Source organism: Caballeronia pedi, from assembly GCF_001544915.2.
Taxonomy (GTDB): domain Bacteria; phylum Pseudomonadota; class Gammaproteobacteria; order Burkholderiales; family Burkholderiaceae; genus Caballeronia; species Caballeronia pedi.
The window spans coordinates 89,190-112,835 of record NZ_FCOE02000010.1; the positions used below are offsets into that span (position 1 = coordinate 89,190).

The 23,646-nt window shown below is 66.4% G+C and carries 14 protein-coding genes; 7 read left to right on the forward strand and 7 right to left on the reverse strand.

What is annotated here, in order from left to right; genetic code table 11:
* Positions 1-5: 5 nt before the first annotated feature.
* The 3 genes from AWB80_RS17355 to recC are packed head-to-tail and all read right to left on the reverse strand — an operon-like array spanning position 6 to position 9,111.
* A complete protein-coding gene (locus tag AWB80_RS17355) occupies positions 6-2,033 on the reverse strand; it encodes an AAA family ATPase (RefSeq protein ID WP_061175901.1) in 2,028 nt (675 codons plus the stop codon).
* A complete protein-coding gene (recB, locus tag AWB80_RS17360; protein WP_061175902.1) occupies positions 2,030-5,710 on the reverse strand; it encodes an exodeoxyribonuclease V subunit beta in 3,681 nt (1,226 codons plus the stop codon). The genes AWB80_RS17355 and recB overlap by 4 nt, the downstream gene beginning before the upstream one ends.
* Entirely contained in the window at positions 5,707-9,111 is a 3,405-nt protein-coding gene (recC, locus tag AWB80_RS17365; RefSeq protein WP_061175903.1) for an exodeoxyribonuclease V subunit gamma, read from the reverse strand. The genes recB and recC overlap by 4 nt, the downstream gene beginning before the upstream one ends.
* A 182-nt stretch (positions 9,112-9,293) precedes the next feature.
* On the opposite strand from recC, the gene AWB80_RS17370 reads away from it, so the two are divergent.
* On the forward strand, positions 9,294-11,846 hold the full coding sequence (locus AWB80_RS17370) for an FUSC family protein (RefSeq protein ID WP_061175904.1): 2,553 nt from the start codon (positions 9,294-9,296) through the stop codon (positions 11,844-11,846).
* Between the two features lie 7 nt (positions 11,847-11,853).
* On the opposite strand, the gene AWB80_RS17375 is transcribed toward AWB80_RS17370, so the two are convergent.
* Both AWB80_RS17375 and AWB80_RS17380 read right to left on the reverse strand, forming a co-directional pair.
* Positions 11,854-12,075: a hypothetical protein gene (locus AWB80_RS17375; RefSeq protein WP_061175905.1), complete on the reverse strand. Its 222-nt coding sequence runs from the start codon at positions 12,073-12,075 to the stop codon at positions 11,854-11,856.
* 317 nt (positions 12,076-12,392) lie between these two features.
* Complete coding sequence (locus tag AWB80_RS17380; protein WP_087131368.1) at positions 12,393-12,866, reverse strand: Lrp/AsnC family transcriptional regulator; 474 nt, start codon at positions 12,864-12,866, stop codon at positions 12,393-12,395.
* 127 nt (positions 12,867-12,993) lie between these two features.
* On the opposite strand from AWB80_RS17380, the gene AWB80_RS17385 reads away from it, so the two are divergent.
* Positions 12,994-13,593, forward strand: coding sequence for a cysteine dioxygenase family protein (locus AWB80_RS17385; RefSeq protein ID WP_061175907.1), 600 nt, complete (start codon positions 12,994-12,996; stop codon positions 13,591-13,593).
* Positions 13,594-13,600: 7 nt separating this feature from the next.
* Here AWB80_RS17385 and AWB80_RS17390 read toward each other — a convergent pair whose 3' ends face one another.
* Positions 13,601-16,234 carry a mechanosensitive ion channel family protein gene (locus AWB80_RS17390; protein WP_061175908.1) on the reverse strand — a complete coding sequence of 878 codons (2,634 nt, stop codon included), beginning with the start codon at positions 16,232-16,234 and terminating at the stop codon, positions 13,601-13,603.
* A 121-nt stretch (positions 16,235-16,355) separates the two neighbouring features.
* Positions 16,356-16,829, reverse strand: a complete 474-nt coding sequence (locus AWB80_RS17395) for a BCAL1086 family glycoprotein (RefSeq protein ID WP_061175909.1) — start codon at positions 16,827-16,829, stop codon at positions 16,356-16,358.
* Positions 16,830-17,078: 249 nt separating this feature from the next.
* Between AWB80_RS17395 and AWB80_RS17400 the strand changes: the two genes are divergently transcribed.
* From AWB80_RS17400 to AWB80_RS17415, 5 genes are all read left to right on the forward strand, one after another.
* Positions 17,079-17,447 (forward strand): hypothetical protein, encoded by a 369-nt coding sequence (locus AWB80_RS17400; RefSeq protein WP_143328066.1) that lies wholly within the window; start codon positions 17,079-17,081, stop codon positions 17,445-17,447.
* 511 nt (positions 17,448-17,958) lie between these two features.
* Positions 17,959-18,792 (forward strand): IclR family transcriptional regulator, encoded by an 834-nt coding sequence (locus AWB80_RS17405; RefSeq protein WP_061175911.1) that lies wholly within the window; start codon positions 17,959-17,961, stop codon positions 18,790-18,792.
* A gap of 155 nt (positions 18,793-18,947) precedes the next feature.
* Positions 18,948-19,100: a hypothetical protein gene (locus AWB80_RS44020; RefSeq protein ID WP_160147453.1), complete on the forward strand. Its 153-nt coding sequence runs from the start codon at positions 18,948-18,950 to the stop codon at positions 19,098-19,100.
* 20 nt (positions 19,101-19,120) lie between these two features.
* Positions 19,121-20,494 carry an MdtA/MuxA family multidrug efflux RND transporter periplasmic adaptor subunit gene (locus AWB80_RS17410; protein ID WP_061175912.1) on the forward strand — a complete coding sequence of 458 codons (1,374 nt, stop codon included), beginning with the start codon at positions 19,121-19,123 and terminating at the stop codon, positions 20,492-20,494.
* Between the two features lie 27 nt (positions 20,495-20,521).
* Positions 20,522-23,644: an MdtB/MuxB family multidrug efflux RND transporter permease subunit gene (locus tag AWB80_RS17415; protein ID WP_061175913.1), complete on the forward strand. Its 3,123-nt coding sequence runs from the start codon at positions 20,522-20,524 to the stop codon at positions 23,642-23,644.
* The last annotated feature ends 2 nt before the right edge of the window (positions 23,645-23,646 follow it).

Here is a 23,646-nt window from a genome sequence, read left to right on the forward strand (position 1 = left end):
TGCATTCATGCCAGACGGCGCATTCTCGCAGCAAGTCCGGAATCGCGCCGCGTCGGCTCCCTCACGGCCTGCGCGAAAATCGCCGCCGAACCGATCACTTCGACCCGGCGCTTGGCCCGCGTGATCGCGGTATAAACCAGCTCGCGCGACAGCACGCGCACGAACGCGCCCGGCAACACGAGCGCCGCGTGCTCGAACTCCGAGCCTTGCGACTTGTGCACGGTCAGGGCGAACGCCGTGTCGTGCGGCGGCAGCGCGGCGGGCGACACATAGCGCAGCGAGCCATCGGCGATGCGAAACGCCACGCGCAACAAGCCGTCCGCGCCCGGCAGCGCGATGCCGATATCGCCGTTGAACAGTCCGAGCGCATAGTCGTTGCGCGTGACGATGACCGGCCGCCCCGCGAACCACTGTGCACCCAGCGCAAGCGCGATGCCCGCCTGCTCGCGCACTTTCGCCGCGATGCGCGCGTTCACCTCGTCGACGCCGCGCGGTCCCTTGCGCGTCGCACAGAGCACGCGGAAGCGGTTGAGCGCGTCGAACAGCCGGGCGTGATCGGCCTCTGCGTCATCGAGCACGGCGGCCAGCGCCTCGGCATAGGGCGCGAACCCTTTGGCGAGACGCGTGAGCGTGCGCTCGGCGAGCGTCGCGTCGCCATCGTCGAAGAGCACGGCGGCGCGCTCGCCGGAACGATCGAGCGCGTCGAGCGCGGCCTTCTCGTCGCCGTCGCGGATCGCGATCGACAAACGGCCGATGTCCGAATCGAGCCCGAAACGATAGTTCTTCTGCAGCCAGACGACGCAATCCGTGAGCGCGGGCGCCGATTCCGCGCGGCTGTCGGTCCAGTCTTCGGGCAGCGTGTCGAAGAGTTCGTCGTAGCCTTCCGAGTCGTCGACGGGCGCCGATGCGAACAAGTCGAGTTGTGGATCGCCCGATGGTTTCGGCTCGACGGCGCGCGCTTCGGCGTGCGGCAGCGCCGCTTCGAGCCGCTTCGCATCGACCGACAGCGCCGTCGCGATCCGCGCGACGCCCGCGCCGCTGAACGACGGCGCCGCGCTCAGTTCGGCGAACACCGCGCCCGCCTCCACGGCCGCGAGCTGATCCTTGTCGCCGAGCATCACGAGGCGGGCTGCGGGAGCTACCGCTTCGAGCAGATGCGCGGCGAGCGCGACATCGATCATCGAGGCTTCGTCGACGACGATCACGTCGTACGGCAACGGATTGTCGCGATGATGCCGGAAGCGCCCGTCCGCCTGCACGCCCAGCAGGCGCTGCAAGGTGAACGAGGTGCGCGGCAAACGCTCGGCGAGTTCGGGCGGCAGCTTGTCCGCGCGTTCGATGAGCGCCTCCTGCATGCGCTGCGCGGCCTTGCCGGTCGGCGCGGCGAGCGCGATGCGCAAGCCCGGATGGGCGTCGAGCAGACACGCCAGCACGCCGACGACGGTCGTCGTCTTGCCGGTGCCCGGCCCGCCGCTCACGATCGTCAGCCGTCCCGCCAGCGCGACGAATGCGGCAACGCGCTGCCAGTCGATGTCGTCGTCGGCACGCGGACCGAAATAGCGCGCGATTCGTTCCGCCTGCCGCAAGACAGCCTGCTGCGAAATCTGCACGTGCGCCGCGCGCGAACGCTCGACGAGCGCCTCGGCGAGCCGCCGCTCGTAATCGAAATAGCGCGCGAGATAGAGCCGCCCATTCTCGTCGATGACGAGCGGCAGCAGATCGGCCGCTTCCGTGCGCGCGCCGCCGCGCACGAGGCACGCGACGCCGCTTGCGAGCAGCGCGGCGCGCGCCTCGTCGAAGCGCGCGTCGTGGCGGCGCGCGAGCGCGCCGAGCGGCACGCACACATGGCCTTGCGCGGTCGCGCGGCTGATCGCGAGCGCGGCGCGTTCCGCCCACAGCACACCGCGTTCGTCGGCGCCGAGCCGCGCCGCGAGCGCGCTCATGCGCCGCGCGAAGCCTTCCGCGAGCGCCGCGTTTTCGTCCGCGGGCGCGGGCGCGGCGCGCGCTGCTTCGATGGCATCGGGCGTGCTCATGCCGGGCCTCCGGACATCAGGCGATCGAGCGCTTCGACCAGTTCGCGCGACGGCCTGCCGCGATGCACGCCGGCAGGCGATTCACCATCGCGCCAGTCGGGCCGCACGCCTCGCACGAAGAGATACAGGTAGCCGCCGATATGCGTGTCATACGCGTACCCCGCCAGACGCGCGCGCAAATAGCGATGCAGCGCGACCACGTAGATGAGCGCCTGCAGATGATAGGCGTGCTCGCTCATCGCGACGGCAAGCGGCGCGGCGGCATAGTCCGATACGGCGTCGCCCAGATGATTCGACTTCCAGTCGATGATCCAGTAGCGCCCGTCGTGCTCGACGATCATGTCGATGAATCCCTTGATGAACCCGCGCAACGCGCCGCTTTCGAGCGCGACGTCGGGAAAGCCGTGCGCGGCGAGCAGACGACGCAGCGCGGTGAAATCGAGCGTCTCGGCCGGGAACAGAAACTCCAGCTCGTTCATGCGACGTGTCATCGCGATGTGCTGAAGCTGCATGCCGGGCGCGATTTCGGTGGCGACCGTATCGGCGAGCAGGCGCAGCATCATCGGACGCAGACGCGGCGCGAGCGCTTCGGGCGCGGGCGTCGGATGCTCGTGCAACGCGCGCTCGACGGCGGCGCTCCAGCCCGAAGACGCCGTGAAATCGGCCAGCTCGAACATGCGGTGCAGACATTCGCCGGCCGCCGCGCCGCGCGGGAACGCGAGAATGTCGTCCGAAGCGAGTGCGGGGGCTTCTGTACGCGCGATGTCGTTCAGCGCGGCAAGCTCGTCGTGATCGGGGCGCGCTTCGGCCGGCTGCGCCTGATTCGCCTCGTCGCGCGCGCCGGCGGCGATCAGCGAACTGAAGCTCGCCATGCGCCAGCGATCGCGCAGGATGCGCTGATTCGTGCGCGCGGCGATCTCATGTTCGCCCGACTTATCCGCGACGAGCGGCTCGCGCATGTCGATGACCGGCAGCGGCGCGACGCCGATCGCGCCGTCCGCCTGCGCCGCGAGCGCGTGCCACGCCGCGACGATGTCCGCTTCCTCGGGCGGTTCCTTGCAGAACGCATCGAAGTCGCGCCCCTTGCCTGCGACGAGCCAGTTGAGCACGCTGCGGCACGATTCCTTCGTCGACCGGCTCGACAGATAGACACCCGCGACGACGTAGCAGCGAAACACCGCGCGCGTCAGCGCGACATACACGAGGCGCGCGCGCTCGGCCGCCTGCTCGCGCGCGATGGCCGCGCTCACGTGTTCGTCCTCGTCGGCTTCGATGCCGTAATGCAGCACCGCAACGCCCGCGTCGTCGTGATATTCGCGCGCATCGGGCAAGCCTGTTTTCGACGCATCGCGCGCGGTTCCGTCGTTCAGGAACGGACAGAACACGACCGCGTACTCCAGCCCCTTCGACTTGTGGATGGTCACGATCTGCACGAGATTGCGGTCGGATTCGAGACGCAGTTGCGCTTCTTCGCCGCCGCCTTGCTGCTCGCGTTGCGCGGCCAGCCAGCGCAACGTCGGCGCGATGCCGGGCTGCTCGGCCGAGCGCGCTTGCAAAAGCTCCGCGAGATGATTGACGTTGGTGAGACGGCGCTCGCCATCGGCGCGTGCGACCAGCCGCGTCGCGATCGACAGCTCACGCGCGAGCGTGCGCCACATCACGGCGAAACCGCGCTCGTGCCAGATTGTGCGATAACGCGAGAAGCGCTCGACCCAGCTCGTCGAATCAATCGGCTCGCCGTGCGGATCGGCCGCGTCCGCGTGTTCGAGCCGCCAGAGCGCGGCGGCGTCCAGACCGAACCAGTCGGTGGCAAGCGCGGCGCGCAGGCGGCGCAAATCACCGGGCGTGTCGATGGCGGCGAGCACGCGCTCGATCTGCTCGGCGTCGAGCGAACCGAATACCGACGCCTGCGCCAGCTCCACGCTGCCGATGCCCCACGCCGCGAGCACGCGCTTCACGAGGCTGCCCTGCCGATGCGTCTGCACGAGCACGGCGATATCGCCCGCCGACAACGGCCGCGCGCCGATACGCACTTCGCCGCGCTGCGCCCCGCGCAAGAGCCGGGCGATCTCGGCGGCGCAGGCTTCGGCGGCATCGCGCTGTGCGTTCGTCTTCAGAAGCGCGGATTCGCCGTGCGGCAGCATCCACACGCAGAAATCCGCGATGTCCGAATACGCGGCGGCCGGCGTTTCGTCGATGAACGGGCCGCGCTTGCGGGTACCCGCGCGCACCGGCTGATAGTCGAGGCCATCGAGAATGAACGCAGCCGGATTCGCTTCGAACAGGCGGTTGCATGCCTCGATGATCGGCGGCGTCGAGCGCTGATTGACCGCGAGCGTATAGCGCGCGCTCGCGCCGTGGCGCGCGGCGAGATAGGTGTGCAGATCGGCGGCGCGGAAGCTGTAGATCGCCTGCTTCGGATCGCCGACGAGAAAGAGCGGCCCGTGCGGCGCGAACACGCGGTTGAAGATCGCGTATTGCAGCGGGTCCGTGTCCTGGAATTCGTCGATGAGCGCGGCCGGATAGCGCGCGCGCAACGCCTCGGCGAGCCACGCGTGCCGCACCAGCGCGTGATGCAGGTTCGACAGCAGATCGTCGAACGACACCACGCGGCGTGCGCGCTTTCTCGCGGCGAGTTCCGCGGGCGCGTGATCGAGCCACTCGCGCACGACGTCCAGCCACATCGCGCGCTGCGATGCCTCGGCTGCGGCGGCGGACGCGGCGAGCATCTCGGCCTGATCGAAAAAGGCGTGCGCGGGCGGCGTGTTCCTGAGCTTGGTTCCCTTCGCCAGCGCGCTCGCCGTGAGCTTGAGCGCGCGCTCGGGCGGCGGCGCGTGACAGTCGCCTTCGGCGAAATACGCAGTCCATGCGTCGATGGCCTCGCCGACGATCTTCGCGCTGTAGCTGTTGCCCTTGAGCGCGCCCTGCGCGTCCGCCAGCAACTTGACGATGGTGTCGCGCTCGGCGTTCCACAGCGCGCAGGCCTGCTCGAACAGCGCCTGCACGTCGGCGGCTTCGGTCGCCTCGACGCCGCCCCAGCGCAGCGCCGCGAGCGGCTTTTTCAGTCGCCGCGCGAGCTGCGTATCGAGCGATGCGGGGCCCGCGCCCTTCGCAACGAGCCACGACGCGAACGACGGCGTGCGCGCCGCCACCGGCTCCACGCGTTCGCGCCAGAAATCCGCCGCGAGTTCGAAGCGCAGCGCGCTGTCGTCGGCTTCCATGTCGAACGCGAACGGCATCGCGGCGGCGAACGGCGCTTCCTGCAGCGCACGCTGACAGAACGCGTGAATCGTGTGGATCGCGGCCTGATCGAACGTGGCCACGGCGATGCGCAGACGTTTGGCGGCCTCGTCGGCGTCGATGCCGGCGAGCGTCGTTTCGAAGAGCCGCTCGATGAACGGATCGCCGGCCGCATCGCCGTTTTCGATCGCGTGCGCGACGCCCGCGAGCCGCGAACGGATGCGCTCGTGCAATTCGGCGGTCGCCGCCTTCGTGAAGGTGACGACGAGAATCTGCTCGACGCTGAGCCGCTTTTCCAGCAACAGACGCACGTATAGCGCGCAGATGTTCCAGGTCTTGCCGGTGCCGGCGGAAGCCTCGATCTGGTTCACGCCGTCGAGCGTGCAAGCGAAGACGTCGAGTTCCTGCACGATGTCGTCCACAAATGATGTCGTCATGCGCCGCTCCGCAGATGTTGCACGAGCGGGTCGTACACGATGCGCGCGATGGCGGCGAAGGTGTCGTCGAGCGCGAGGTCCGTGCCTCGGAACGCGATGCGAAATACGGGGTCATCGGATTCGGCGCGCGTGCGTTCGGATTCCCACGCGGCGAGCGCTTTCGAATCGCCCTCCTTCACCTTGAGCCACGCGCTCTTCGGAAAGAATCGGAGCGGCATGCGCCGTCCCGCGCGATACAGCGCCGCAAGCGCGGCCAGTTGCGCGAGCGGATCGGCGACGGGCGTCAACTCGAAATCCGCCGATTGCGCACCGCGTCCGTGCCATATCGTGCGGCGCGGGCCTTCGGGCAGCGCCGCGCAGTAGGCGAGATGCGCGAGCCACGCGGACAGGTAATCGCGCGCGCGCGGCGCGTCATAGCGATAGATCACCTGGCCCTGCGGCGTCAGCGCGTTGAGCGTGCCGACGAGCGTCATCGGCCGCACATCGACGAGCGCATCGTCATAGCCGCCGAACAGCGCGACGCCGGCCGTGTCGGGCCAGCGCGGCGCGAGATCGAGCGAGAACGGCAAACGCTCGACGCCCGCCGCCGTCGACGCGCGCACGCGCTCCGCCAGTTGACCGAGAGCATGCAGCTCGCGCGCCTGCCACACACCGCCTGTCGCACCGCCCGGCATTTCCGGACTGGCGCGCGCGACGCGTCTCGCACGTTCGCGCGCGGCTCGATCGCCGTCTTCGGCGGCTTCGAGCAGCGCGGGCAACACGCGCGCGGCAAGCGCGTCGCGGCCTGCAAAGCCCAGTTCGAACGGCTCGTTGGCGTCGAGTTCGGCTTCGGCGTCCCTCAGCGCGATGCCGAGCCGGTCGCGCAGAAGCGCGCGCGCGGGATGGCGCCAGAAGCGCACGAAATCGTCGAAGGCGACGGTCTGCACGTCGTCTTCCTGGGGCAAGGGCGTGGAGAAAAATCGCGCGACGGGTTGTGTCTTGCCCGATTCCAGCGCGTGGGCGAGTTCGGCACGCTCGGGTTCGTAAGTGAAGAGCCGGCCATCCTGATGAAAATAGTCGGGCGCATACGGCTGCAACGGATGCTCGAAGACAAAGCCCGCGCGCGCTTCCTCTAGTTCGTCCGGACTCGCATGCGTGCCGGCGACGGAGCGCGCCAGATAATCGAGCAGTTCGTCGATCAACGCGGCGGGCGGCAGCACGGCATTGTCGCGGATGCTGCGTCCCGTGTACGCGATCATCAGCCGGTCGCGCGCCGCGAGCAGGAGATCGAGAAACAGGTTGCGCTCGTCGTCGCGCCGCTGGCGGTCACCGAGCTTGCCGAAGCGCGCCATCAGGTCGAACTCGTCTGCGCGCGTGAGGCTCGGCAGCATGCCATCGTCCATGCCGAGCAGGCAGACGACGCGATACGGCAGCCCGCGCAGACTCGTCAGCGACGAGAACGTGACGCCGCCCCACGGCACGCCGCCGCGCGCGGGATCGTCGAGGGTATCGGTGAGCGCGGTGCGGATCACGGCGGCGGAAACCTCGGTTTCGCCCGCGCCTTCGTCCATCGCGACGATGAGCGAATCGATCGCGCGGCGCACGTCGCCGACCGAATCGGTGAAGGCGACGCCCGTGTCGAAGAAGCGTTCGAGCGCATCGCGCAGCAGATCGCCCCAGGCGCGGGCCGTACGCGGCGTCGCGATGCGTTCGGCGAAGGCGTCGATGTCGTCGACGAAGCGCGTGAGGCGGCCGAGCAGTTCGGCATCCGAGCCGTTCGCGCCTTCGATCGGCAGCCATTCGGCCACCGGCGCGCCGCCGCCCGGCAGCGCGTAGCCGAGATAGAGACGCGTCAGCGCATCGGAGAAGGTGTGACGGGCGGCGGGCACGTCGTCGGCGGTGACGTCTTCCGGGCGCAAGCCGCGCCGCGCGCCCGCTGCCGCAAGCCACGCCTGCGCGGTTTCGAGCGCGATGGGGTCGATGCCGTAACGCGCCGCGATCGCGTCCACGCGCAGCCATTCCACGAGTTCGGGCGCGCCGACGCTGCGCTCGGTGAGCGCGAGCCAGTCGATGAGCGCGCGCGCGACGGGATTCGCCTGCGACGGCGGCAGGCCCGTGATGCGATACGGAATGCGCCGCCGCTCGTTGCTCGCGCCCGCCGGCGCGGTGCCGAAAATGCCGTCGATGAGCGGCCCCGCCACCGCGAGATCCGGAAACGCGACCAGCACGTCCGAGGGTTCCAGGCCTTCGATCGTGTCGAACCAGTCGAGCAGGCGATCGTGCAGCACTTCGAGCTGGCGCGACAGGCTGTGACACACATGCACTTCGATGCCGTTCTCGACGATCTCTTCGGGCTGCGGGCCGGCGTTCTCCTCGTCGAGCGCGAGGATGCCGTTCTGCACGCGCGCGAGCCAGGTGGACGCGGCATTGTCTTCGAAAAGCTCACGCTCGCTCGCCGCCGCGCGCTCGGTCAGTTCGTGCAGCATGTGCAGTTGCGCCTGCGTCTGCCGTCCCCACTCCGCGAGCAACGGATGACCGACTTCCTGAAAGTCCGCTTCGCCCTTCAATTGCAGTTGCTCGACGCGCGCCTCGCTCACGATGTCGAACCAGAACTCGCGGCAGGGATTCTGCGCATAGACGCGCACGTCGATCCAGCGCGACAGCTCGCGCAACAGCGCGATGTGCAGCGGCGGCATCGTCGGCAGCGCGAATACGCTGATGCGGCGCGGCCATTGCGCGCGCATGGCGGCGTCGAGATCGAGTCCGGGGGCATCGGCGAGAAAGCGGTAGGCGGGCGGCGTCGGGTCTTTCGCTTCGCCGTCGCCGTCGGTATCGCGCGCGAGGTCCGCGAGCAACGCGCGCCAGAGCGCGGCTTGCCAGCGCTCGTCCTCGCGCTGGATGTCGTTCGCGCCCGCCAGACGCGGGCCGCGCGTATCGATTTCAGCACCGCTGCCCGACAGAATCGAGCCGCCCGACTGCCAGTGCGTGAGCCACTCCGGGCGATATGTCAGATAGTGGTCGAAGACCGTCGCGATGCGGCGCGCGAGTTCGTAGCGCATCGAATCGTCGGCGGCGTCCAGATAAGTGGACAGCCGCGCCGAATCGCCGAACGACGGATCTTCGAACAGCCTGTAGCAGCGCCACGCGAGCCGGTCCGGCGCGAACGGCGAATGCGCGGGCACGGGCAGCACGCGGCCGATCTGCGCCCAGAGCCACTGCGCGAGATAACAAAAATCGACATTCGCGCAGATGCCGAAACGCTCGGCCATGTCGAGCTCGAGCCGCCTGCGCACGGCGGCGCTCGGCACGATGACGGCTTCGCGCGCGAAGGGATCGCTTTCGCGCATCGCGAAAGCGTCGAGATCTTCGAAGAGCGCGGCGGCGAGCGTCTCGTGACGGTTCGAATAAAAGAGTTCGAGCATGGAAAAGCGGCCTCGAAAGGCACGATTTGAAAAGCTTTGTAGAGATCAGGCGCCAGCATAGCAAAGCATGCGCGCCGCCGAGAACCTGGCCGAATGGCCGAGGTCTGAACGCCTCGTGAGTTGAGTTAGACTCGTTTCTCGCCTCGTCCCGGAACCTCAACGAGCGTCAAAACAGGAAGTCGATGCGCTATTCGTTCGAAATCAGGAAGTTCATTTACAGCCAGTATTTCTTCGGCGGTTTGCGCATCGCTTTGGGCGTGTCGCTGCCCGCCGTCCTGATGCTCATCGTTTTTCACAATCGCGAGCTGGGTTTCACGATCGCCACCGGCGCGCTCGGCGCCTGCGTCGTCGACATGCCCGGTCCGCTACGGCACAAACACAACGAGATGCTCGCGTGCACGCTGATCGGCTTCTGCGCGGCGCTCGCCACGGGCATCGCGACGGCGCATCCGCTGACGCTCTGGCTGACCATCGTGCCGCTCACCTTCGTGCTGTCGCTGATCGTCGTGTATGGCAACCGCTGGCCGCAGATCAGCTTCGCGACGCTCTTCATGATGGTCGTCACGCTCGAAGAGCATTTCACGCCGATGCAGGCGCTCATCAACGCTTCGTGGATTCTGCTGGGCGGCCTCTGGTACACGTACTGGGCGACGCTCGTCTCCCGCCTGCTCGTGTATCGCATCGAACAGCAGGCGCTCGCCGAGAGCATCTTCAGTTGCGCCGAGTATCTGCTCGCGCGCGCCGATTTCTACGACGGCGACGCCGATCTCGACGAGTGTTATCGCATGCTCATCGAAAAGCAGATCGCGGCCGTCGAGCGGCAGGAAGCGGCGCGCGACATCGTGCTGCGCAATCTGCCGAAGGTGAAAAGCGGCAAGCTCGATGCGCGGCGCGCGCGGCTCTTCAATCTGTTCATCAACGTGGTGGATCTGCACGAGTTCTTCGTCGGCGCGCATACGGATTATCCGCTCGTGAGAAAGACCTTCGCGGGATCGGATGTGCTCATCTTCTATCGCGACCTGATGAGGAAGGCGAGCGCGGATCTGGAAGAAATCGGCCTTGCGGTGTTGCAGAACAATGCGGCGGGCAGGCAGATCAGCATGAAAGCCGAGTTGCGCGCGATCGAGTACGAACTGGAGCTGATGCGCAAGCACGGCTTGCCCGAGAAGAATCCCGAAGCGTACACGGCGGCGGCGGCCGTGTTCAGGCGTCTATGGAGCGCGACGCGCCTCATCGACAAGATGCGCCGCCGCACGCGCGACGACGCGAGCGCGATCGAAACCGAAGTGCAGATCGATCATGCGCTGTCGCGTTTCATTTCGAGCCGGCGCGTGCCATTCATGCAGATTTTCTCGAACCTGACGATGGCCTCGCCGAGCTTCCGGCACGCGCTGCGCGTGACGATCGCGGTGGGCATCGGCTTCTGGCTCGGGCGGTTGCTGCCGCTCACGAACGCGTACTGGATCGTGATGACGACCGTCATCATCCTGAAGCCCGGCTATTCGCTCACCAAGCAGCGCAACACGCAGCGGATCATCGGCACGGCGATCGGCTGCGCGGTGACCATCGCGCTGATTCTCTTCGTGAAGGAGCCGCATATCCTGCTCGTCGTCATGTTCGCGTCGATGGTGATGAGCTATAGCCTGCTGCTCTTCAACTACGCGGCGAGCGTCGTGTTCACGTCGTCGTATGTGCTCTTGATGTTCCATCTGCTCGCGCCGGGCAGCTTGCGGCTGATCGGCGAGCGCGCGATCGATACGGTCGTCGGCTGCGCGATCGCCATCGCGGCGAGCCACTTGTTTCCGTACTGGGAATATCGGTTGATGGGCAAGCTCGTGAAGGATCTGCTCGCCGCGACGCGCAGCTATCTGGAAGCGAGCTGGTGGTGGCGGGCGAAGCCGGCGTCGCCTGCGGAAAAGGCCCGCGCGGCTGCTTCATCGACGATGGAGACGCCGGTCGAGCGCGCCGTATTCGCGGATGCGAACGCGGGCGCGGTGGCGGCGTCGGCCGTCGTGGCGGAAGCGGCGGCGCAAACCGTCAACGTCAGCGCCGAAGCCGCCAACGAACCGAGCGCCGCCACGCCGCCGCTCGAACCGGCGCTCGTCGCCGATTCGGCGATGAAGGCCGCGAGCGCAACGGCGCAGCGTTTGTCGTCGGTGAGTATCGGCGAGAGCACGGCGGCGACGGCGAGCAAGGGCGCATCCGCAGCGGCCACGGTCGCCGCCACCGCGCTCGACCGCGACTTCCGCTATCGGCTCGCGCGCAAGAACGTGCATATCGCGTTCGCCAATCTGGCGCAGGCGTTCCAGCGCATGATGCTGGAGCCGAAGGCGCAGCAAAGGTACGTCGCCGAATTGAACGATCTGCTCGTCCAAAGCCATGTGCTGGCTTCGCAGATCACCGCCGCCGCGCCGCTGTTGCAGTCGCTCAACGAAGCGGGCGGCCAGCCGTTCGAGCCGGTGCAGCGCACCTTCGGTGTAGTGCGCGACAACCTCGCGGGCGCCGAGAGCGAACTGCCCGCCGCGCCCAGGCCCGATGCGTCGCCCGCGCAGGCGGACGCACTCAAGGAACTGCGGCGCGATCTCGACAAGATGGTCGTCGAAGCCGAGCGTGCGCAATCCTTGCCCGCCGATGCGCTCCACGACCTGAAGCTGCTCGCGCATCAATGCAAGCAGATGCTGACGGCGTCGTCTCTCATCGGCAAGGACGCCGCGCAGATTCGTCTGCCAGTGTGACGGGCGCTTACTGTGACGCTCCGATCGCGGGCACGGCTGGCCGAACGTCGCTCGCGGCGGAGGGCTGCGCGTTTTGCTGATCGAACGCGCGCTTTTCACGGATCGCGTTGAAGAGGACCGTGCCGATCACCAGCAACACCACGACGACGATGAACACGCTGACCGCGCGGGTCGGATTTTTCTTGGGCTTGCCGTCCGTGGGCCGGGAGTCGCGGGGGTCGTGGGTCATGAAATGGTGTGCGGCGCGGTTGGAGAAAGGACCCGACATGGTACTCGGGTTGGGTTTCAGTTGGATTGCGACCGAGGCGGTTCGCGCAGCGTTAATCCGCGTCGTTTCGCAACGCGCACGCCACGCGCGAAATTCTGTGCTGCACCCTGTCGCTTGAACGACGCCCGCCCGATGACGATACTACTCACGATTCCATGCGCGTCCGATCCCGGCAAGGGCTGCAAGGGGCAAGGGGCAAGGCCGGGATACCTTGTGACCGGACGTGTTGTGCCGCCCTCACCGGGCGGCGTTTTGTTTGGGGCGCACGTTAAGGCTCCTCAACTCTCCAGCGTCGGCCTGACCGGCAACGCCGTCGAATACTTGATCTGCTCCATCGCAAAGCTCGAACTGACGTCATACAGCGGCACCGCGCGAATGAGCAGCTTGTACACCCGATCGTAGTCGTCGATATCGGACACCACCACGCGCAACAGATAATCGGTTTCGCCGCTCATCCGGTACACCTCGACCACTTCCGGAATATCGCGCACCGCGCGCGTGAAATCTTCAGCCCACGTCTGCGTGTGCTGGTTCGTGCGCACCGCGACGAAAACGGTCGTGCCGACGCCGAGCTTCTTCGGGTCGCACAGCGCCACCTGCGCGCGGATCACGCCCGTTTCCTTCAGGCGCTGCACGCGCTTCCAGCAAGGCGTCTGCGACAGATTCACCCGTTGCGCGAGCTCCGCGATGGGCATCGTCACATCGTTCTGCAGCAATTCGAGCAACTTGCGGTCGATGAGGTCCATTCCCATGCTGCACCCCTTATAGGAAATTATTCTATTTCTGGATGTTCGAGCGGAATTATATGGAAACTAATTCTGGAGGCAAGCCGGTATAAATAAGGCAGTCAACAACGACAAATAGACGGCTCCATCCACTATGCGACTCGAACATGTCAGCGGCCCGGCGCGGCCCTTCTCCCCGGCTCATCCGGCTTCGGATTGCCCCGCCAATAAAAGCCCGGCGCTCGAACAACTGTGCCGCGAGATCGATGCCGCCTTTGCCGCAGCCGAAACGGGGCCGCGTGCATCGTTCGGCGAGCGCGTGCGCCTTGCGCTGCAACGCGCGATCGCCGATCCGGGCCTGCTGCGCCCCGATCAGCGCGTGAGCAATGCGCAGGGTTATAGCCGTCATCTGCTCGCCGCCGATCCGCTCAACCGCTACGCGATCGCCGCGCTCGTCTGGGAGCCGGGACAAGCAAGCCCGGTGCACGGTCATCGGACGTGGTGCGGTTATGCCGTGATCGAAGGCGGGCTCGAAGAAACGCTGTATCGCTGGGATGCCGCCGCGCATCGCGCCGTCGAAACGCGGCGTCACGCGCGGCCGCCCGGCGCGGTCTCTTACGTGGACGCGGGACGCGGCGCGATCCATCAACTGGGCAATCCCGCCGATACCGCCGCGCGCGCCGTGTCGCTGCATATCTACGGCGTCGCGGGCGAGCAGATCGCCACGCACGTCAACGATCTGCTCGCCGCCTGAAGAACGCTCAGCCCTTCCCCGGCTCCGAGGCCGTCGGAATCTGCGGCGGAATCGGCACGGATTGATCGGTCGGCGGCGGCGCCGGCTGCGGCTCGTGCGAAACATCGCGCGAGAGCTTCGGGCCGACCGCCGCTTCGTCCTCTTGGGCGCCCGGCGGCGCCTCGCCCGTCCAGATGCGGCGCGCGCGCTCGCGGCCTTCGGCGGCATCGGCGCCGAGCATCGCATCGCGCGTCATCTGCACATGCATCTGCGGCACGGGAATCTCCATGCCCGCTTCGTCCATCTTGCGCTTGATGCGCAGGTTGAACGCCCGCGCGACGCTCCATTGCTGCAGCGGCCGCGTCTTGATCTGCCCTTTCACGACCATCCAGTTCGGATCGAAACGGTCCAGCCCCCACACTTCCACCGGCCCGAGCATTTCGAGCCGATAGCGCAAATCGGCCATCAGTTCGGCGCCGACTTCACGGATCATCTGCGTGACTTCATCGACGTCCGCCGTGAACGGCACGCGCACTTCGAACACCGCATACGCGAAATCGCGCGACAGATTCTTCACCGTCTTGATCTGCGAGAAGGGAATCGCGTGGATCGCGCCCTGGCCGTCGCGCAGGCGCACGGTGCGAATCGTCAGGCTTTCGACGATGCCCGCATGGCCGCCCTCGACCTCGATCGAATCGCCGACCGAGATCGTGTCCTCGATGATGATGAAGAGCCCCGTGATCAGATCCGCGACGAGCGACTGCGCGCCGAAACCGACCGCGAGGCCGATCACGCCCGCGCCCGCGAGCAGCGGCGTCACGTTCAGACCGAGGTTCGCGGCGGTCACGATCGCCGCGGCCGTCAGCAGGAACACGAACACGACATTGCGCACGAGCGGCAGCATCGTGCGCGCGCGCATGCTCGGGCCACGCCCGCCGCGCCGCGCCGCGTCTGGCCGCAGCGCTTCCTGAATGCCCGTGTCGATCAGAATCCAGATCAGCCACGCGACGAAGAACGTCAGCACGATCATCGCGACCGCGTGCGTGATGCCGCGCGCCGCGACGCTCTCCTCCGCCATCCGCGCGATCGAAAAGCCCCAGAAACGCGACGACAGTTCGAGGAACACGAGCCAGACGCCGACCACGATCATCGTGCCGACGAACTTGATGAGTCTGCGCACGTAAGCCGATTGCCGGCGCGGCTTGCGCGACTTGGGGCGCGTGATGCGCACGACGATCGCCGAGAGAAAGAACGCGACGACGAGCAGGCCCGCGGTCGCGATCGCCATCTGCAACACGTTCTCGGATGTGCCGATGCCCATCAGCGTCGCCACCACCGAAGCCGAGGCGAGCAACAGCAGCGGCAACTGCCACAGCGACGCGACCACCTCGAAGGTTTCAGTCGCGGCCTTGCGCGTATGGCGCTGCTCGTAGGTGCGGCTTCTGATCAGATGCGCGACGGGCCGCTGGAACGCGAGCGCGAAGTAAGCCGTGAGGCCCGCCGCGCCCATGTTCGCGCACGTCGAAATGAGCGCGGACAGATTGGTGCCGAGCTGCTGCGCGACGTCGTAGTTGGCGGCCGCGTCGCCGAGCGCGCCGAGCGTGCCGATCAGAAACAGCAGCCGCCGCGCTCGCAGAATCAGCAAATTCACCGCGACGCGCCGATGCGCCGAGCCGAACAGCGAGAACATGATGAGGCAGATCGCGGAAAAGACCGCGCCCGCGACCATCGCATAGGCGGTGACCATCGCGAGCGTGCGCCCGAGCGACAGCGGCATGTAGTGCGTGAAGGTCAGCGCCGCGAGAAACGCGAAGAGATACGGCGCGACGCGGCGCATCGTGAAGAGCAGCAGTTCGCGCGTCGTCGGATTCGAATGCAGGCCGGTGTCGATGCCATAGCGCGTCTGCATGCGCCGCTGCACATACACCAGCACGAACGCGCACGCGCCCCAGCCCGCGAGCGTCGCGAAATAGTTGAAGAGCGTGCGGCCGAACGACTCGCGGCTCTGGCTCGTGACGATCGTGAAGAGTTCGTTGCCGGCGGCATTGAAACGCCCGCTCCAGTAGGCGATCGGCGTCTTGCCGCGCTTCACGTCGGCTTCGATATTGGTGAGCGCCGATGCGATGGCGCCGAGCAGGCCGGCGTTCTGCGCGATCGTCGCCACAACCGACGATGCCGTCGCGCCGGACGTCGCCGCCGCACCCGCGGCCGCAGCGGGTGTGCCGCTCGCCGTGGCGTCCGCCGTCGCGGGCGCGGGCGCGGCCGCCGCGCCCGATGCCGCAAGCGCGTCATCGGCGGCGCGCCTGGCATCGCGCAGGTGCTTCAGTTGCGAGACGAGCGCGGCGCGTTGCTTGTCGCTGTCGAGCGTCGAAATGACGTTGTCGAGCGAGCGAATCATCTCGGCATCGGACATCGCGGGCGCTGATGCAGCGTCCGGCGCGGATGCGGGCGCAGCCGGCGTGATCAGTTCCTGAAAGGACGGCAGCGTGAGAGCGGGACCGGCCGCCTGGGCGGCAGGCGCCGCGAGCACGATAGCCGCGACGAATGCGGCGAGTAAGAACGCGCACGAAGCGCGGCGCGCGCGCTGGCGCACGAGCGCCGCCATCCAGGATATCGCGACAGACGCCCACGCGCGGACATGCGCGAGGTTGCGTGACTTCATAACGGTCTCGATTTCTGAAAGACCGCCAGTTTAGCGGCTGGGACAAGCGGCCCGCCCGATGCGGACGTAACCGAATGTTAAGCGTGTGCGCACTGTTTTTTTCAGACGAATACGCCGCGCGCTATTTGTCCATCTCGGTGCGCGTACCGCCAGCGTCGGACGACGGGCCCGCGACCGAGCCCTGCGCGCTCGCCTGCGGGTTCGACGCGCCGCCGCTCGTCGCCGACCATTCCTGCAACTTGCGCCCGGCCGACTGAAGACCGGCGCCGGTTGCGCTCGCGGCATTGTTGATTGCGGCGTTGGTGGCGCTCGCCGCGTTATCGAAGTTCGCCCGCGCCGTTGCGGCGACGCTGCTTGCGGACACGTCGGGCGTCGAGCCGGCGTTGTCGAAATTCTGCTGCGCCGACTGCTTGGCCGCATCGACCTTCTGGCCGACGTAGCTCGCCGCCTGATCGAACTTCTGGCTGGTCTGACTCGCGACGTTGTTCAAGGCGCTCGCGGCCTGTCCCGCGGTGGCGTCGTGCTTTTCGCAGGCGGCGAGCACGCCGAGCGCCGCGAGCACCACGGCAATGCGGTTCATGGAATTCATCTGCATGGCGTTACCTTCTACCTGATCTCGAAACTGGCGAACATCATACGCTTTCGAGGCGACGTCTCTTGGAAAGCGATGAACCATCCAGTTCGCTTACAGGAAGAGCGAACCGACCGCTCGAACCTTGCATCATAGGAGAACTGGCTGACGCTCGAAGACCGACATCCTGCTTTCAAAGGCCTGTCGGGAAACGCGGCCTGACGAATAATCAGCAACTAGAATTTTTCCTCTACATTTAGGAGACTTCTGGTTTTGGAGCGCTATCCGGTTGGCTATATTCGCCACCGTCCCGCCTCCACGAAATCCCGCACCATGCTTTTGATGAATGCCGCTATCGTCCTCGTCGCAGGATTGATGCTGTTCGAGCCGTTCACGCGCGCCCCTGTCTCCCGCTTCACCACGCCCCGCATGCGCCGCAACCTGGCTCATCGTGCGTTCTATCAGGCGGGAGCCGCATTCTTCGCGGCGCTGCTCATCGGCACGAGTCCGCCGGCGCCCGAGCGCATCTCGCCGCTGCTCGTGCTGGCAGTCGCCCTGCTGCTGGTGTGTGCGAGCATTTACTGGATCGTGCGCGGCAAGCGATTGCTCAAACAGCGTCGCGTATTCGGCAACATGTATTGATCCCCTCCGACGCAGCGCGATCGCGCTGCGTCCTTCGGGCGGCCCGCTCAAGAACACGGCCGCTTGCTTTCCCGCCTCCAACCCTGTCTGCCGGCATCCCGGGCGATTGCGGTGCTTTGCGGTATATTCGCGCCGAAGCATCCAGCGAACGCCTGGACGAAAAAAAAGGCGCTACGTTGCCGTAGCGCCTTAAAAGTTCTAGCCATTCCGAGGGCCGTGCTAGAACCTGAGAGCCTGTCTTTCGAGCCTCGGGCGGGAAGCGCTTACGCGCACATCGTCTCCGGTTTCGAAATTCGGTTCCATTTTTTCCGGGATCGCTGCGCGAGTCAAGCAAAATTTCACGGTCCGGGCAACTGCCCAAGTTTCGTTCAAGGCGTGCTGATGAACGAAAAAAATTCGTAGCGAATGCACCTTATCGCCGAGGCTTGCATCGTTTGCAAGTTTGCCGATGCCTGCTTGTAGAATTGCGCCCAGTCATCAAACAAAACAATGTTTCACAAAACAAAAGCCTATGCAAAATGATCGGTCGCTGGGCCGGGAACGCGCCCGGGAAAAAGACGGCGAGGAAGTTACCGCACTCGCGCGCGGACTCGATGTACTGCGCCGGATCGCCGCCGCCGACGCGCCCGTGAGCAACCGCGAACTGACCGACTGGACCGGCATTCCGAAGCCCACGATTTCACGCATCACGGCGACGCTCGTCGGCGCGGGGCTGCTGCTTCGCCTGCCCGATAGCGAGCGCTTCGTGCTGACCGCGTCCGTGCTCGAACTGAGCAACGGATTCTTACGCAATTTCGATATTCGTGCCCGGGCGCGGCCGTTCCTCATCCGGCTCGCGGAGCGCACCGGCTTGTCCGTGCACCTCGCCGTGCGCGATCGTCTTGAGATGGTTGTAATCGATGCCATTCGGCCGCGATCGGCGGTGCTCGTGTCGCGGCTCGAAGTAGGCGGCCGGATGGATCTGAGCCGCACGGCGGTCGGACGCGCTTATCTCGCGGTGCTGTCGGAGGCGGATCGGCGCGCGCTCATCGGCAGTCTGCAGACGGCCTCGGGCGACGACTGGCCGGCGATCGCCGGCGGCCTGCAACGCGGCATCGACGACGCATTGCGCCTCGGCTTCGCGATCTCGCTCGGCGAGTGGCATCACGGGCTGAACGCCGTCGCAGCCGGCTTCGTCGGGCCATCCGAAGAGCGCTATTCGGTCAACTGCGGCGGCGCTTCGCATCAGTGCCCGCGCGAAGTCCTCGTCGACGATGTCGCACCTTCACTGCTCGAATGCGTCGAGCACATCACGCGCGAGATCGGCGGCACGCACGCGACGAACGCCGCGCGCGCCGCCGGTTAGACTACGCATCGACGCGAAGGCCGACGCCGGCCGAAGTGCATCGAAAGCTCGCATCGATGCGCGTGTAACAGTCGTAATCAACAGAAAGAATGACCGGTGGACGGAGCCGGGTGTGGCACGTAGCATCATGCTTCGCGCGCACCGGGGCCGCGCCGATGTCCGACCTGCCTCGGCGGGAAGGCTTTCCGGCTGCTTTCGACGGCCTCGTGATTCGTCGCGGTTTCCGCTTCGGTTCGGTTTCAGGCGCGCGTCGCTTCGCCCCGCGCACGTTCGAACCGCCGTTCGTGCGCGCACCGTACCCGTTTTGAAAGACCCAGCCACCGAACCGATGGACGACCAAAAGAATCCCCCCTCGCAGCCGCGCCCGACGCCTCCCACGCCCGCAACGCCCGCCGCGATCGAGCCCACGGCGCGCCGCCGCAGGATCGTGCCGCTCATCATCGCGGTTCTGATCGTCGCCGGCGCGATCGCGTGGTGGCATCCGTGGAACCGTGGCGACAGCGGCGGCACGAGCGGCCCGCAGGAAGCGCGTCAGGGCGGACGGCGCGGCGCGAACGCGACCAACCAGCCGCAGCCGGTGCACGTGGCGTCCGTCACGCAGGGAGAAATGCCCGTGGTCATCAATTCGCTCGGCACGGTGACGCCGCTCGCGAACGTCACGGTCAAGACGCAACTGAACGGCACGCTGGTCGACGTCGCCTTCAAGGAAGGCCAGATGGTCAAAAAGGGCGACGTGCTCGCGCAGATCGACCCGCGCCCGTATGAAATCTCGCTGCGCAACGCGCAAGGCGCGCTCGCGAAGGATCAGGCGCTGCTGCAGACCGCGCGCCTGGACCTGCAGCGCTATCAGACGCTGTTGTCGCAGGATTCCATCGCCAAGCAGCAGGTCGACACGCAAGCGTCGCTCGTCAAGCAGTACGAAGGGGCGGTGAAATCCGACCAGGCGAACGTCGATACCTACAAGCTCGACCTCACCTACGCGCGCATTACGGCGCCGGTGTCGGGGCGTGTCGGGTTGCGTCAGGTCGACCCGGGCAATTACGTGACGACGGGCGACACCAATGGCGTCGTCGTCATCACGCAACTGCAGCCGATCAGCGTGATCTTCACGACCTCCGAGGACAATCTCGCCGCCATTCTCAAGCCGCTGCACGCGGGCACGAAGATGTCGGTCACCGCGTACGACCGCGCGAACACCACCTCGCTCGAAGCAGGCTTCCTCGAAACCGTCGACAACCAGATCGACACGACCACCGGCACCGTGAAGCTGCGCGCCACCTTCGAAAACAAGGGCGGCATGCTGTTTCCGAATCAGTTCGTGAACACGAAGTTGCTCGTCGACGTGATCCGCAACGCGACCATCGTGCCGACGTCCGCGGTATTGAACGGATCGTCGGGCGCGTTCGTCTATGTCGTGAAGCCGGACAACACCGTCACGGTGCGCAACGTGAAGACCGGTCCGGTCGACGGCGAGCGCACCAGCATCAAGTCCGGGCTGCAAGTGGGCGAGCGCGTGGTGATCGACGGTTCCGACCGCCTGAAGGAAGGCGCGAAGATCACGATCCCGGCTGAAAAGGCGGCGGCGGCTTCGGGCGCGTCCGCTGCGTCCGCTGCTTCGGGCGCGTCGGCGGCTGCGCCCGCGACGGCGGCGTCGGGCGCGCGGCATGGCGGGCATCGACGTCAGCCGTCGCAGCAGCAGTAATCCCGAGCATCACGTAACCAATTCGGCATGAACCCATCTCGCATTTTTATTCTGCGCCCGGTCGGCACGGCGCTCCTGATGGCGGCGATCATGCTGGTCGGCCTCGTCGCGCTGCGCTTTTTGCCGCTGTCCGCGCTGCCCGCCGTCGACTATCCGACGATCCAGGTCCAGACGTTCTATCCAGGCGCGTCGCCCGACGTGATGACCTCGAGCGTCACCGCGCCGCTCGAAAAGCAGTTCGGCCAGATGGCGAGCCTGAACCAGATGTCGTCGCAGAGTTCGGCGGGAGCATCGGTCATCACGTTGCAGTTCAGCCTCGACTTGCCGCTCGATATCGCCGAGCAGGAAGTGCAGGCGGCGATCAACGCGGCGGGCAACCTGCTGCCGTCCGACCTGCCCGCGCCGCCGATCTACGCGAAGGTGAACCCCGCCGACGCGCCGATCATGACGCTCGCCGTGAGCTCGAAGACATTGCCGCTCACGCAGGTGCAGGACCTCGCCGACACGCGTCTCGCACAGAAAATTTCGCAGGTCGCGGGCGTGGGCCTCGTCGCGGTGAGCGGCGGCAACCGCCCCGCCGTGCGTATCCGGGCGAATACACGCGCGCTGGCGTCGTACGGCCTGAACATCGACGACTTGCGCACGACCATCTCGAACCTCAACGTCAACACGCCGAAAGGCAACTTCGACGGCCCTTCGCGCGCCTACACGATCAACGCGAACGACCAGCTCACCGACGCCGACGCGTACAAGAGCGCGGTCGTCGCCTATCGCAGCGGCCGGCCGGTGATGCTGACAGACGTCGCCACCATCGTGCAGGGCCCGGAGAACACGAAGCTCGGCGCGTGGGTCGATTCCACGCCCGCGATCATCCTGAACGTGCAGCGCCAGCCGGGCGCGAACGTGATCGCGGTCGTCGACGGCATCAAGAAAATCCTGCCGCAATTGCAGCAGGCGCTGCCGGCCGCGCTCGACGTTCGCGTCGTCACCGACCGCACCACCACCATCCGCGCATCGGTGCGCGACGTGCAGTTCGAACTCGCGCTGTCCGTCGTGCTGGTCGTCCTGGTCATCTATCTCTTCCTCGCGAACGTTTACGCGACCATCATCCCGAGCCTTTCCGTGCCGTTGTCATTGGTCGGCACGCTCGCGATCATGTATCTGTGCGGCTTTTCGCTCGACAACCTCTCGCTGATGGCGCTGACCATCGCGACCGGCTTCGTCGTCGACGATGCCATCGTGATGATCGAGAACATCGCGCGTTACGTCGAGGAAGGCGATCCGCCGCTCGAAGCGGCGCTGAAGGGCTCGAAGCAGATCGGCTTCACGATCATCTCGCTGACGGTTTCGCTCATCGCCGTGCTGATTCCGCTGCTCTTCATGGGCGACGTGGTCGGCCGCCTGTTCCATGAGTTCGCCATCACGCTCGCGGTGACCATCGTCATTTCGGCGATCGTCTCCCTCACGCTCGTGCCGATGATGTGCGCCAAGCTCCTGCGCCACACGCCGCCAAAGGAAAGCAAGCGCTTCGAGGCGCGCGCGCACCAGTTCATCGATTACGTGATCGGGCGTTACGCGGTCGCGCTGAACTGGGTGCTGGCGCGTCAACGCGCGACGCTGTTCGTGTTCGTGCTCACGCTCATCTGCACCGCCGTGCTGTACGTGTACATTCCGAAGGGCTTTTTCCCGACCCAGGACACGGGCGTGATCCAGGCGATCACACAGGCGCCGCAGGCGGCGTCGTATAAGGCGGTCGCCGAGCAGCAACAGGCGCTCGCGGCGAAAATCCTGCAGAACCAGGACGTGGAGAGCCTGACGTCGTTCGTCGGCGTGGACGGCACCAACATCACGCTCAACAGCGGGCGCATGCTCATCAACCTGAAGCCGCGCGACGACCGCGACAATACGTCGAGCGACATCATCCGCACGATCCAGAGCGAAGTCGCCGACATTCCCGGCATCAAACTCTACATGCAGCCGGTGCAGGATCTGACGATCGATTCGACCGTCAGTCCGACGCAATATCAGTTCATGCTGACGGACCCGAACGCGACCGAATTCGCCGAGTGGGTGCCGAAGCTCGTCGAGCGCCTGCAACACACGTCGATCCTGACCGATGTCGCCACGGATCTGCAACAGAACGGCCAGTCGGTGTATATCGAGATCGACCGGGCGACCGCCGCGCGCTTCGGCATCACGCCCGCGACCGTCGACAACGCGCTGTATGACGCGTTCGGCCAGCGCATCATCTCGACGATCTTCACGCAGTCGAACCAGTACCGCGTGATTCTCGAAGCGGAGCCGTCCGACGCGCATTACAGCGACACGCTCAACGGCATCTACCTGCCCTCCTCGACCGCGACCAACGGTCAGGTGCCGCTTTCGGCGATCGCGAAGTTCCATGAGCGCGCGGCGCCCTTGCTGGTCACGCACCTCGGCCAGTTCCCGGCGACCACCGTCTCCTTCAACCTCGCGAAGGGCGCGTCGCTCGGCGCGGCGGTGAAGGCGATCGAGGAGGCGAAGCAGGAGATCGGCTTGCCCGCGTCGTTCCAGATCCGCTTTCAGGGCGCGGCGCTCGCGTTCCAGGCATCGCTGTCGAACGAACTGTTCCTGATTCTCGCGGCCATCGTGACCATGTACATCGTGCTCGGCGTGCTGTACGAGAGCTTCATCCATCCGATCACGATCCTTTCGACGCTGCCTTCGGCGGGCGTCGGCGCGCTGCTCTCGCTGATGATCACCGGGCACGATCTCGACATCATCGGCATCATCGGCATCGTGCTGTTGATCGGCATCGTGAAGAAGAACGCGATCATGATGATCGACTTCGCGCTCGAAGCCGAACGCGATCAGGGCAAGTCGCCGCGCGAAGCGATCTTCCAGGCGTGCCTGCTGCGCTTCCGCCCGATTCTCATGACGACGATGGCCGCGCTCCTCGGCGCGTTGCCGCTGATGCTCGGCTGGGGCGCGGGTTCGGAGCTGCGGCGACCGCTCGGCGTGGCGATCGTCGGCGGTCTGATCGTGTCGCAATTGCTCACGCTGTTCACCACGCCCGTGATCTATCTCGGCTTCGATTCGATCGGCCGCAAGCTGCGCGCGCGGTTTCATCGCGGCACGCCCGGCGCGACGCCGGCCGGCGAAGGACGCTGAGC